11 protein-coding genes are annotated in these 11,327 nt (G+C 70.0%); 2 read left to right on the top strand and 9 right to left on the bottom strand.

Features of this window, described 5'->3' with window-relative positions:
* Positions 1–624 precede the first annotated feature (624 nt).
* Both ACFW6B_RS40770 and ACFW6B_RS40765 read left to right on the top strand, forming a co-directional pair.
* Positions 625–1,395 carry an ECF subfamily RNA polymerase sigma factor, BldN family gene (locus tag ACFW6B_RS40770; RefSeq protein ID WP_386604940.1) on the top strand — a complete coding sequence of 257 codons (771 nt, stop codon included), beginning with the start codon at positions 625–627 and terminating at the stop codon, positions 1,393–1,395.
* Between the two features lie 254 nt (positions 1,396–1,649).
* Complete coding sequence (locus ACFW6B_RS40765) at positions 1,650–2,879, top strand: DUF5667 domain-containing protein (protein WP_386604938.1); 1,230 nt, start codon at positions 1,650–1,652, stop codon at positions 2,877–2,879.
* Between the two features lie 104 nt (positions 2,880–2,983).
* Here ACFW6B_RS40765 and ACFW6B_RS40760 read toward each other — a convergent pair whose 3' ends face one another.
* The 9 genes from ACFW6B_RS40760 to ACFW6B_RS40720 form a co-directional block, all read right to left on the bottom strand.
* Positions 2,984–4,036, bottom strand: coding sequence for a lysophospholipid acyltransferase family protein (locus tag ACFW6B_RS40760; RefSeq protein ID WP_386604936.1), 1,053 nt, complete (start codon positions 4,034–4,036; stop codon positions 2,984–2,986).
* Between the two features lie 14 nt (positions 4,037–4,050).
* Positions 4,051–5,112: an NAD-dependent epimerase/dehydratase family protein gene (locus ACFW6B_RS40755; RefSeq protein ID WP_386604934.1), complete on the bottom strand. Its 1,062-nt coding sequence runs from the start codon at positions 5,110–5,112 to the stop codon at positions 4,051–4,053.
* Between the two features lie 501 nt (positions 5,113–5,613).
* Positions 5,614–5,712, bottom strand: a complete 99-nt coding sequence (locus ACFW6B_RS40750) for a 30S ribosomal protein bS22 (RefSeq protein ID WP_003948845.1) — start codon at positions 5,710–5,712, stop codon at positions 5,614–5,616.
* Between the two features lie 143 nt (positions 5,713–5,855).
* The gene (locus tag ACFW6B_RS40745) at positions 5,856–6,065 is read right to left on the bottom strand and encodes a helix-turn-helix domain-containing protein (protein ID WP_093781815.1); all 210 of its coding nucleotides are present in this window, start codon (positions 6,063–6,065) and stop codon (positions 5,856–5,858) included.
* Between the two features lie 129 nt (positions 6,066–6,194).
* Positions 6,195–7,010, bottom strand: coding sequence for a phosphatase (locus ACFW6B_RS40740; RefSeq protein ID WP_386604933.1), 816 nt, complete (start codon positions 7,008–7,010; stop codon positions 6,195–6,197).
* 199 nt (positions 7,011–7,209) lie between these two features.
* The gene (locus ACFW6B_RS40735) at positions 7,210–8,382 is read right to left on the bottom strand and encodes an acetoin utilization protein AcuC (RefSeq protein WP_386604930.1); all 1,173 of its coding nucleotides are present in this window, start codon (positions 8,380–8,382) and stop codon (positions 7,210–7,212) included.
* A complete protein-coding gene (locus ACFW6B_RS40730) occupies positions 8,333–9,562 on the bottom strand; it encodes an MFS transporter (RefSeq protein WP_386604928.1) in 1,230 nt (409 codons plus the stop codon). Before ACFW6B_RS40730 ends, ACFW6B_RS40735 begins: the two co-directional genes overlap by 50 nt.
* Before the next feature lie 146 nt (positions 9,563–9,708).
* Positions 9,709–10,440 (bottom strand): VC0807 family protein, encoded by a 732-nt coding sequence (locus ACFW6B_RS40725; protein ID WP_386604926.1) that lies wholly within the window; start codon positions 10,438–10,440, stop codon positions 9,709–9,711.
* Between the two features lie 134 nt (positions 10,441–10,574).
* Positions 10,575–11,219: an HAD family hydrolase gene (locus tag ACFW6B_RS40720; RefSeq protein ID WP_386604924.1), complete on the bottom strand. Its 645-nt coding sequence runs from the start codon at positions 11,217–11,219 to the stop codon at positions 10,575–10,577.
* Positions 11,220–11,327: the final 108 nt, after the last annotated feature.

The following is an 11,327-nucleotide window of genomic DNA, read 5'->3' as shown; positions in this document are numbered from 1 at the left end:
TGCCGGTACATCCGCCCGTCGCCGTTGGACGGAGAGGTGAGCGTCGGTGGCGACGGGCATGTGATGTACCGGCACGGCCCCTTCCGCCGGATCCCGGGTGCACGATCCAGCCCCTCCGGCGTTTGAGGAGCGGGGGCCGGGGACAGCGCCCCCGGGTAATCGATGCACCGGCACGGCCCCTTCCGCCGGATCCCGGGTGCACGATCCAGCCCCTCCGGCGTTTGAGGAGCGGGGGCCGGGGCGGAGCCCCAGGTCGGGTCGGGTAGGGGCGGAGGGGGCGAAAACCCGTCCGGACCTGGGGCGGTGGGCGTCGGCCCGTGCAGGCAATCACATCGTCCTACCCACGCCGTGGGCGACTCAGTCACGCCCTCCACAGGCGGGCACAACACGCCCTGCACTCAGACGGAACGTGAACCGATGCGATCAACAAGCGGTCACTGAGCAGTACTTGAATCGGCACCGATCCATGTCAAAAGCGTCGTAATCGATGATTTTAGCAACTGGGTGTAGTGCTGCCTGTACGAAGCGTTATTCTCCTCAGACGCAAACCGGTACCCCTCCGTCGCCACGACGGGTGAAAGGTCCCGCACTGCACGTGATGGAAGCTCTGCCTCTGGGAGTCCCGTGTACTCACACGTCGGGGTTGACGCCTCGGGCCTGGCTACGCTGCGCGCAACGGTCCTGGACCGCCTGCGCGGCTTCGTCCCCACCGCGTACGCCGTCCCCGCCTTCGCCCTCCCCGCGCCCGTCGGCCCTTGCTACGCCCTGGCCGACGGCAACGCGACGGTCGGCCGGCGGGGCCGCTCAGGCTCGGCCACCACCGCACGCCGTCCGGCCGCGGACAGTGACAGCGCCCGGATGATGGATCTCGTGGAGCGCGCCCAGGCCGGCGAGGCCGACGCCTTCGGACGGCTCTACGACCAGTACAGCGACACCGTGTACCGCTACATCTACTACCGCGTCGGGGGCAAGGCGACCGCCGAGGACCTCACCAGCGAGACCTTTCTGCGCGCGCTGCGCCGGATCGGCACCTTCACCTGGCAGGGACGCGACTTCGGCGCCTGGCTCGTGACCATCGCCCGGAACCTGGTGGCCGACCATTTCAAGTCCAGCCGCTTCCGGCTGGAAGTGACCACCGGCGAGATGCTCGACGCCAACGAGGTCGAGCGCTCCCCCGAGGACTCCGTCCTGGAGTCCCTGTCGAACGCCGCGCTGCTCGACGCCGTGCGACGGCTCAACCCCCAGCAGCAGGAGTGCGTGACGCTCCGCTTCCTCCAGGGGCTCTCGGTCGCCGAGACCGCCCGGGTGATGGGCAAGAACGAGGGCGCCATCAAGACCCTCCAGTACCGGGCCGTCCGCACGCTGGCCCGGCTCCTGCCCGAAGACGTCCGCTGAGCCCGCTTCCGGCCACAGTGGCCCCGCACCCCCGGCGACGTCCAACTCACCTTCCGTGAAAGTCTGTTGACTTCGCGGTTCGTACATTTGTCGTCCGTAACCCAAGTGCCGTGACGCTCGTTGTGCGGGATACAGGCTCCCTGTGGTCACGCCTTGGCCAGTGCCGATCACCCGATCGTGTCGACACTGCCAGGGGGTGCAACCCTCAGGACCCCCTGGGGAGTCGACCGTCATGACGAGAGGAGGTGCCGCCAGTGATCGCGAACGTGTCAACCCACCGGCGGGCGAACGCCTTCGCCCAGGCCCTGGAAGAGATCGAGCAGGGCACGGCGGCCGAGCAGCCGGATGGGCCGGCACCGTCCCGGGCTGCTGCGGAACAGACCGAGCAAGGGCTGCTGTTGGCCCTCGCCACCGGTCTCGGCGAGCTGCCCGAACCGGAGCTGGACCCCGAGGTCAAGATCGTGCAGCGAGCCCAGCTCGTCGCCGCGATGGAGGCCATGCTGCAGGAAGGCACGGCCGCCGGAGGCGAGGATCCGGGCCGCGCCCTGCCCGGGCAGCGGTCCCATCGGACCAAGGGATCGCACCGGGCGACCGGACTGGGGAAGCTGCGGCCCCGGTCCCGGCTGTCCAAGGGGCTGGCCGCGGGCGGGCTCACCGTCGGCGTGGCCGCCGGAGCCTTCGGCGGCGTGGCCGCCGCGAGCTCCGACGCCCTGCCCGGTGACTCGCTCTACGGCCTCAAACGGGGCATGGAGGACATCAAGCTGGGCCTGGCCCAAGGCGACAGCGACCGGGGCGAGCTCTATCTCGACCAGGCCTCGAACCGCCTGAACGAAGCGCGCCGGCTGATGGAGCGGGGCCGCTCGGGGCACCTGGACCACGAATCCATGGGCGAGATCCGCCGTGCCCTGTCCGGCATGCAGCACGACGCCGCCGAGGGCCACCGCCTGCTGCACGAGGCGTACGAACGGGACGGCTCACTGGGCCCCATCCAGACCCTGTCCGCCTTCTCCCAGTCGCACCGCGAGGCCTGGGGCTCCCTGCGCGACCGGCTGCCCATGCAGCTCGGTGACGTCAGGGACCAGGTCTCGTCGGTCTTCGAGGCCATAGACGAAGAGGTCAACCCGCTGCTGCCCAGGACGCCGGTCCCCGAGGGCACCGGCCGTCACCGCGGCAAGAGCGAGGAGTCCACCGCCTCGCCGAGCACGGACACCTCCGCGCCGCCCAGCGCGAGCAGCGACTCCGCGCGCGAGAGCCACAGCAGCGGCAAGCCCAAGCCGTCCTCCAGCGCGGGCAGCGGCGGCGAGGGCCTGCTCGGCGGCAGCACCGGCGGCCTGCTCGACCCGCCCAAGGACGACACCAGCTCCACCCCGTCGTCCAACGCCAGCAGCAAGGGCAGCGCCACGAGCGAACCCGACGTCACCCTGCCGCCGCTGCTCCCCGGCCTCCTGCCGGGACTCGGCATCGACACGCAGGACAGCGGCTGACCGGGCCACCGCAGTACGTCGATGGGGGCGCCCTCCTCGGGGAGGGCGCCCCCATCGACGTACGGGCATATCAGGACATGATCAACAGAATCGTAACTGCATGATCAGAAGAAAACGGACCTGCGCTGCACCAGCAGCTTGTACAGGGTGTGCTGGATCTGCTCCCTGACCTGGTCGGTCAGGTTGAACATCAGCATCGGGTCGTCGGCCGCCTCCGGCGGATAACCGTCCGTGCGGATCGGCTCGCCGAACTGGATCGTCCACTTGGTGGGCAGCGGGATCGCACCGAGCGGACCCAGCCACGGGAAGGTCGGCGTGATCGGGAAGTACGGGAACCCCAGCAGCCGCGCGAGGGTCTTCGCGTTGCCGATCATCGGGTAGATCTCCTCTGCCCCGACGATCGAGCACGGAATGATCGGGGTGCCCGCGCGCAGGGCCGTCGAGACGAAGCCGCCCCGGCCGAACCGCTGGAGCTTGTAGCGCTCGCTGAACGGCTTGCCGATGCCCTTGAAGCCCTCCGGCATCACCCCGACCAGTTCACCGCGCTCCAGCAGCCGCTCCGCGTCCTCCGAGCAGGCCAGCGTGTGACCGGCCTTGCGGGCCAGCTCGTTGACGACCGGCAGCATGAACACCAGGTCGGCGGCGAGCAGACGCAGATGACGGTTCGCGGGGTGGTTGTCGTGGACGGCGACCTGCATCATCAGGCCGTCCAGCGGAAGGGTGCCCGAGTGGTTGGCGACGATCAGGGCACCCCCCTCGGACGGGATGTTCTCGACGCCCTTCACCTCGACCCGGAAGTACTTCTCGTACACCGGCCGGACGAGGGACATCAGGACCTGGTCGGTCAGCTCCTGGTCGTACCCGAACTCGTCGATCTCGTAGTCACCGGTGAGCCTGCGGCGCAGGAAGGCCAGGCCCCCCGCGATGCGCTGCTCCAGGCTCGTACCGCCCTGCTGGGGCGGCCGGGACGGCTGTTCCTCCTGCGTCACGGGAACATCATCCTGCGGGAGGGGCCGTCCGGGCATGGGCTGGACCTCGCGGACGACCACGGGCTCACCCTTGCGCCGGCTCCCCCCGGCCCGGCGCCTCGCCGGGCGCTGCACCGCAGCCCCGCGCGAGCGGTCGTCGTCGAACGGAATGACCTTGGCGTCCGCCATCGTTGATGCGCTCCTCAGTTGGCGCTCTGCGTCGGGGGGTGGCCGCCGCCCAGGACCGGCAGTGCGGCGATCTTGTCCACGGCCCCCGCAAGGGCCTCCGGGGGCAGGAGTCCGGGACCCCTGCTCTGGGCGAAGTCCGCGAAGGTCTCCGCCGTCGTGTACTTCGGCTCGTAGCCCAGGGTCTCGCGCATCTGGACCGTCGCGACCACCCTGCCGTGCGTGAGCAGCCGCAGCTGCTCCGGCGAGAAGTCCGTCACCCCCAGGGTACGCACGGCCGTACCGGCCCAGCTGAGGGCCGGCAGCAACAGCGGGACGGTCGGCCGGCCGAGCCGCCGCGCGCACTGCGACAGGAGCAGGACGCCGTCCCCGGCGATGTTGAACGTGCCGCTGTTGAGCGTGCCCCGCTGCGGCTCGTGCGCGGCGAGCCGCAGCACCTCGATGACGTCGCTCTCGTGGACGAACTGGAGCCGCGGGTCGTAGCCGAACACCGTCGGCAGCACCGGCAGCGAGAAGTACGAGGCGAGCGGCGAGTCCGCGCTCGGGCCGAGGATGTTGGCGAACCGCAGCACGCACACGGCGACATCGGGCCTGCGGCGCGCGAAGCCGCGCACATAACCCTCGACCTCGGTCGTGTCCTTCGCGAAGCCGCCGCTGGGCAGGGACTTGGGCGCGGTGGTCTCGGTGAAGACGGCGGGGTCGCGCGGCGCCGAGCCGTAGACGTTGGTGCTGGACTTCACGACGAGCCGCTTGACCGTCGGGGACTTCTGGCAGGCACCGAGGATCTGCATGGTGCCGATGACGTTGGTCTCCTTGACCGTGGTGCGGCTGCCGGAGGCCAGCGCCGTGCCCGTCACGTCCATGTGGACGACCGTGTCGACGGAGTACTCGGCCAGCACCCGGGCGATGGTGGGCTGCCGGATGTCGGCCTGCACGAAGTCGGCGCCGCCGATGTGGTGCTCGGGGGGCACCGCGTCCACGGCGATCACCCGGTCCACCTGCGGGTCACGCTGGATCCGTCGGACGAACCGGCCCCCGAGCTGCCGGGCCACCCCGGTCACGAGCACGACCTTCCCCAAGATCAGCGCCTTCCTTCCATAACGGGACGTAGCTCCGCTCGCACCTGCCGAGTTCCCCGTGTGCGGCCAACTTAGCGGGTTGATGTTGCGCTGTGATGACCGTCCGATGCACGAAGTGACGGCAGCGGCGGGCGTACGGCCAGACCCAGCCATTCGGCCCACAGCCGTACACGGCGCGCGTGGCCGAAGACGTTCGACGGTCGAGCGGTTTTTCGGGGTCGCCCCCGTCGGCCGCCGTCACGTTCCCGGCCGCCGCCGTTCACGCTCCCGGCCGCCATGGTGCCCTCGGCCGCCGTTCACGCTCCCGACACCATTGTGTCGCCGGCCGCCGTCGCGTCGTCGGCCGCCGTTCGCGCCTCCGACCGCCGCCGGGCCGGGAAGAGGGCCCCGGGCGCCACCGCGGTGCCCCAGCGGCCGTCGTACGGCCTTTCCCCCACCGGATACGCCTGTGGCCCCCCACCCGCTGGTGGGGGGCCACAGTACGCGTTTCCGCGGCGCCGCTTACTTCTTGTTGCGACGCTGAACGCGAGTGCGCTTGAGCAGCTTGCGGTGCTTCTTCTTCGCCATCCGCTTGCGCCGCTTCTTGATAACAGAGCCCACGACTACCCTCGCTCACTTCTCTTTACTCGGTGCTGGGCTGCATGGGCCCACACGACCTATGAGGGGCCAGCCTACCCGCCCGAGGGCTTGAGGTCGTAATCGAGGTGTTTCCGGGAGATCGCGAACGGTCTCCCGGAACGCCGTCAGGCGGTCTCCACCCCCACATAGCTCTCACGGAGGTACTCGTGAACCGCTTGCTCCGGCACCCGGAAGGACCTCCCCACCCGGATCGCCGGCAGATGACCGCTGTGCACCAGGCGGTACACGGTCATCTTCGACACTCGCATCACCGAGGCCACTTCCGCCACGGTAAGGAACTGGACCTCGTTCAGAGGCCTCTCGCCTGCAGCCATGTCACACCTGCACCTTCCGCACTCGACGGCCACCGGCTTCCCCTTCCGGTGACTCTTCGTCGTTGCGCACTCACTCCCCAATGTAGGGGCGGGTGATGCGAGTGGGGAAGAGGGGATGCCATCGGCCGCCTACTGTGACAGACACGCTCGATTGAGTACATAGCGAGTAAGCGGCCGGTAGTAATCAGACCGCACGGCGTCATCCAGCGGAACGACGACGGACACCCGCCCCTCTGCCTCTCCGACGAACGGCGCGGGGTCGTCCGTATCGGCGAGACCGATGGCCTCGAACCCGAGCTGACCTGCACCGCAGACCCATCCGTGGTCCCCGATGACCAGCTCGGGAAGGGGCCCGCCGCCCTCGGCGGCGGCCGCCAGAACGGTCCGGACCGGGAGGGGTGAATGGGTGTGCGCGCCGGTCGTGCGACCGGCGGCCCCCGCTTCGGGTTCGCGCACCAGCGCGACACCTTGTACGTAGTCGAGGTTGTGCGTGCGTAGGCCGAACCGGGTCGTTATGTCGATAGAGCTACCCTGCGCGGGGGTGAGGACAGCACATCCTGCCGCCGACAGGGCGTCCGCGAGTGCGGCGTAGAAATCGATCAGCCGGTGCGGGTGACCGGTGCCGAGAAGCACGGGGTGACGACGACGGGCGGCTTCTCCGAGCCGACGCGCGAAGGCGTCGAGGGCCGCCAGGGTCCGCTCCGGGTCGATCACATCATGCCCCGAAGTGCGTGACGGATCGGCCGAGACCCCGCACTTGTCGGCCATCAGCTCGATCAGATCCCGCTGGCACCAGGTCCGTTCGGGATCGAGTCCGAGCAGCAGACGGGGGTCGCGGGCGGCGAAGAGCCGGTAGCTGCGCAGACTCTCCTCCCGCGACGTGGCCACCGGCCCGGCGAGCCGGGCGGCCAGCAGATGTGCGCGCAAAGCTCCGGTGCTCAACACGTCAGCGATGCTGACGCATGCACCCGCACCTTATGCCCCCAATGCGGGATACGCCCCACAGTTGGCCTAATGGTCCGCGGTCGGCCCGGCGGCCCCGCCGTGACGCCGACGCTGGGACGGGACCACGACGGCAACGGAACGGAACGGGACGGCGACGGGACGGCGACGGCACCCCGGAGCGAGGCGGGAGGAGCGGGGACTACGGGAGCATCCCCCGCAGCGGGAACACGGCCTTGCGCGTGGCCAGGATCGCCTGGTCGAGGCGGTCCGCCGGGTCGTACCCCGACTCCCAGTCGTTGAAGGACACCGGCCACCGGCCGTCCGTCATCCGCATCGGCGCCAGCTGCCGCGTACGGGCGAAGACCTCCTGCCGCCAGCTCTCCGGGATCACCGTCTCGGGCTCGACGGGACGGCCCGCCGCGATGGCCACGAGGTGCGTCCACGAGCGCGGCACCACCTCCACCACCGCGTATCCGCCGCCGCCCAGCGCGACCCAGCGACCGTCGGCGTACTCGTGCGCCAGGTCGTGACAGGCGACCTGCACCGCCCGCTGCGCGTCGAGCGAGACGGCCAGGTGCGCGAGCGGGTCCTCGAAGTGGGTGTCCGCGCCGTGCTGGGTGACCAGCACCTGCGGCCGGAAGTCCGCGATCAGCTCGGGCACCACCGAGTGGAACGCCCGCAGCCAGCCCGCGTCCCCGGTCCCCGCCGGCAGCGCGACGTTGACGGCCGTGCCCTCCGCGCCGCCCGCCCCGGTCTCCTCGGGCCATCCGGTCTGCGGGAACAGCGTCCGCGGGTGCTCGTGCAGCGAGATCGTCAGGACCCGCGGATCCTCCCAGAAGGCCGCCTGGACACCGTCACCGTGGTGCACGTCGACATCGACGTACGCGACCCGCTCGGCACCCAGCTCCAGCAGCCGGGCGATGGCGAGAGCGGCGTCGTTGTAGACGCAGAACCCGGAGGCGGCGCCGGGCATCGCGTGGTGCAGGCCGCCCGCGAAGTTCACCGCGTGCAGCGCCTCACCGCGCCACACCGCCTCCGCGGCCCCCACGGACTGCCCGGCGATCGTCGCGGACACCTGGTGCATCCCGGCGAACGCCGGATCGTCCATGGTCCCGAGGCCGTACGACTGATCGGCCGACGCGGGATCGGCGGACGCCGCCTTGACCGCCGCCACGTAGTCCTCGCGGTGCACCAGCCGCAGGGTCGAATCCCCGGCGGGCTTCGCCGCGACGACCTCGACGGCCCGGTCGAGCCCGAACGCGTCGACGAGTCCCCGGGTCAGCCGGAGCCGGACCGGATCCATCGGATGGTCCGGGCCGAAGTCATACCCCGTTACTGCCTCGTCCCACATCAGCTGTGCGCGGCCGCTCATGCACGTCACCGTATCGGTCCGGTTGAGGTTCGAACGAGCGGGCGTACCGCAAGGTCGCGAGGACGAGCACCATCGGTACGAGCATGGCCCCCCGGTAGTCCCACGCGTCACCCAGCGCGCCCACCAACGGGGACCCGACGAGGAACCCGACGTAGTTGAAGATGTTCAGCCGCGCGATCGCCGTGTCCGAGGCGCCCGGGAACTTCCTCCCGGCGGCCGCGAAGGTCTGCGGCACGATCACGCACAGCCCGAGCCCGAGCAGCGTGAACCCCAGCATGCCCACCCCGGCCCCCGGCGCGACCGCCACCACACCGAACCCGAGCGCGGCGACCACGGCACCGAGACGCACCACCGCCACGGCCCCGAACCGCCGCACCCCGAAGTCCCCGACGGCCCGCCCCACCAGCGTCATCACCATGTAGACGTTGTACGGAACGGTCGCCGTCTGCTCCGAACCCCCCAGCACGTCCTCGACGTACTTCGCGCTCCAGTTGGAGACCGTCGAGTCCCCGATGTAGGCGAACGTCATCACCAGGCACAACGGGAGCAGGAGTTTGAAGGCGAGGGGACCCGAACCCGCACCGGCCCGCGTGTCCTCCCTCCCGTCCGCCTTCCCGTCCGTGCCCGCGTCGACGTACCACCGGCTCCCCAGCAGAACGAGCGGCAGCAGCACCAGCACGACCGGCAGGTACGACACGAACAGCGCCATGTGCCAGTGCGCCCCGGCCCACGCGAGCGAGGCACCCACGATCCCGCCCAGGCTGTACACGGCGTGGAAACCGAGCATGATGCTGCGCCCGTACGACCGCTGGAGACTCACCCCGAGCATGTTCATCGAGGCGTCGAGAGCGCCGACCGCCAGGCCGAAGGCGCCGAGGGCAATGGCCACCTCGACGAGCTGGTCACCGGCGCCGACACCGAGCAGGGCCAGCAGCACGACCGGCTGCGACCACCGCAGGACGTGGCTGGGGGGTATGCGCTTGACGAGATGTTCGGTGGCGACGCTGCCCAGTCCGGCGAGGACCGGAACGGCCGCCAGGAACGCCGGCAGGAGCGTGTCGGATATCCCGTAGCGGTCCTGGATGGCCGGGATGCGCGTCACGAGCAGCGCGAAGGCGACCCCCTGCGCGAAGAAGCTGAACGCCAGCGAGGCCCTGCCGCGCCGCAGCACATCTGTCATGGCGGCGAGCGTAGGGCCCCGGGTTACCGGTGGATAGATCAAGCCGAAGATGAATTTTGCTCAGCTCTTCGGGGAGGGACGGTGAGGGACTGCCGAGGTCTTCACGGCGGGACCGTGCGGTCCCCACTCCCCCTACGCGGAACCGTTCAGCGGTGCGTCCCGGCCCCGGCCGCGAGCTCCTGCCCCAGCATCTTCTCCATCGGGACGACGGCGAAGCGACCGCTGATCAGGAAGGCGAGGACCATCGAGGCGATCATGACGACCGTGCCGACCCAGACCATGGTGTCGATCGGCAGCGTGTAGGCGCCCACGACCCGCGCGACGCACTCACCGAGCAGGACCGTGCCCCAGACCAGCGAGAACGTCCGCTCGGCCTTCCGGAACGCCTCGGAGCCCGCCGCCAGCCGGTCCCAGGCCGCGGCCCGCGCCGCGTCGCCCTTCACGAGGAAGGGCTTCATCCCCTGCGTCATCATCGGCCGTCCGAGCTTCACGGACACCAGGATGCCGATCCCGATCGCGCTGCCGACCCCGCTGTCCTTCGCCAGCATCAGCCGCGGGTCACCGGCGACCAGGCTGAGCGCGAGCCCGGCCACGTTCACGAACAGGATCAGGGCCGCCAGGCCGTTGAACCTGCGCTCCTTCACCACGCCCCACACGGTCCGTACGGCCGGCACCACGCTGCTCCAGCCGAGGGCCGCCATCGTGCTCGTCCCGAACCCGTTCTTGAGCAGGTAGTACGACCCGACGGGCACCGCCACGTCCAGGATCAGCGGCAGGAAGCTCGGCTTGGAGGCGGCGGTCTCCTGAGCGGTGGCCTGGCCCGTCCGGTCGGCGCGGGCGGTCTCTCCGGTGCTGATCTCCGTGGCGGTGATGCTCATGATCGGGTCCCTCCGTCGTCGCTGTGTACGTCCCGTTTCGATGTACTCAGCTTCGCGGTTCGACCTGACTCACCGACAGAAACGATCGTCCGGCTCTCCGCATGACAAATGTCAGCGCCCGCCGATGGGTGCCGTCATACCAGCAGGTCAGCCAACTCCCCCATGTCGGAGAAGAGTTGGGTCGCACCGGTGAGCCGGTCCGCCGGTGTCATGGCGGTGAACCCGTACACGTCCATCCCGGCCGCGTTGGCCGCCTGCACGCCCAGGGGACTGTCCTCGACGACGGCGCACCTCTCCGGTCGTACGCCCATCCGCTCGGCGGCGTGCAGGAACAGATCGGGGGCCGGCTTGCCCCGCCCCACGTCCTGCGAGCTGAAGACCCGCCCCTCGTCGAACCACCGGTCGAGCCCGGTCGTCCGGTGCCCGACCCTGATCCGCTCATGACTGCCGGAGGAGGCCACGCAGTACGGCACGCCGTCCGCGGCCAGCTTCTCCAGCACCTGGCCGGCACCGGGAACGGGCTTCAACTCCCGTTCGAAGGCTGCGAAGACCCGCGCGTGGAACACGTCGTCGAAGTCGTCCGGCAGCCGCTGCCCGGTGCGCTCCAGGACCAGGTCGTGGATGCGGTGCATGGCGGAGCCCATGTAGTCCCGCAGGGAGTCCTCGTACGAGGTGGGGTGGCCTAGCTCGGTGAGATAGGCGGCCAGCAAGGTGTTGGAGATCGGCTCGCTGTCCACGAGGACGCCGTCGTTGTCGAAAATAATCAGGTCGTAGCGCATGACAAAGACCCTAAACGCAGAAAACCCCCGGACCGGTATCCCCGGTCCGGGGGTTCTCTTCAAAATTTGTTCGGCGGCGTCCTACTCTCCCACAGGGTCCCCCCTGCA

This window comes from Streptomyces sp. NPDC058751 (assembly GCF_042746485.1).
Classification (GTDB): Bacteria; Actinomycetota; Actinomycetes; order Streptomycetales; family Streptomycetaceae; genus Streptomyces.
The sequence above is the reverse complement of the archived record's forward strand: the minus strand, read 5'-3'. Positions and strand labels throughout refer to the sequence as shown.

What these genes read in the sequence shown, in the direction of transcription:
- ACFW6B_RS40760 (WP_386604936.1), bottom strand. Translation starts at nt 4,036, where the DNA reads ATGGCGGACGCCAAGGTCATTCCGTTCGACGACGACCGCTCGCGCGGG.
- ACFW6B_RS40745 (WP_093781815.1), bottom strand. Translation starts at nt 6,065, where the DNA reads ATGGCTGCAGGCGAGAGGCCTCTGAACGAGGTCCAGTTCCTTACCGTG.
- ACFW6B_RS40735 (WP_386604930.1), bottom strand. Translation starts at nt 8,382, where the DNA reads ATGAGCGGCCGCGCACAGCTGATGTGGGACGAGGCAGTAACGGGGTAT.
- ACFW6B_RS40730 (WP_386604928.1), bottom strand. Translation starts at nt 9,562, where the DNA reads ATGACAGATGTGCTGCGGCGCGGCAGGGCCTCGCTGGCGTTCAGCTTC.
- ACFW6B_RS40725 (WP_386604926.1), bottom strand. Translation starts at nt 10,440, where the DNA reads ATGAGCATCACCGCCACGGAGATCAGCACCGGAGAGACCGCCCGCGCC.
- ACFW6B_RS40720 (WP_386604924.1), bottom strand. Translation starts at nt 11,219, where the DNA reads ATGCGCTACGACCTGATTATTTTCGACAACGACGGCGTCCTCGTGGAC.